This is a genomic window from Bacillus cereus group sp. Bce019 (assembly GCF_051781745.1).
GTDB classification, from domain to species: domain Bacteria; phylum Bacillota; class Bacilli; order Bacillales; family Bacillaceae_G; genus Bacillus_A; species Bacillus_A cereus.
On record NZ_JBPWJX010000208.1, the window covers coordinates 1 to 259 of the forward strand.

Consider the following 259-nt stretch of genomic DNA (forward strand, 5'->3'; position numbering starts at 1 on the left):
TTTACCACAGGTACATGCAAAAGCATCCTCGAAATCAACTGGCATATGCCCTAATTCACCACCTGCGCCACCAAAACCATGGATGAGGTTACCAGCAGCTACTACACCTCCACCAACTCCAGTTCCCAAGGTCATGAAGACGACATCAGGATTATTTTGACCAGCCCCAACCCACTGCTCACCAAGGGCAGCCACGTTAGCATCATTATCGATGAAGAAAGGCAAACCAATAGCTGTCTCAAACTGCTTCTTCACTTCC

General features: G+C 48.3%; 1 protein-coding gene. It reads right to left on the minus strand.

Annotated elements, in window-relative coordinates:
- On the minus strand, positions 1-255 hold a 255-nt coding region (locus ACS2QP_RS28035), incomplete at its 3' end, for an ROK family protein (RefSeq protein ID WP_438883107.1).
- Positions 256-259 lie beyond the last annotated feature (4 nt).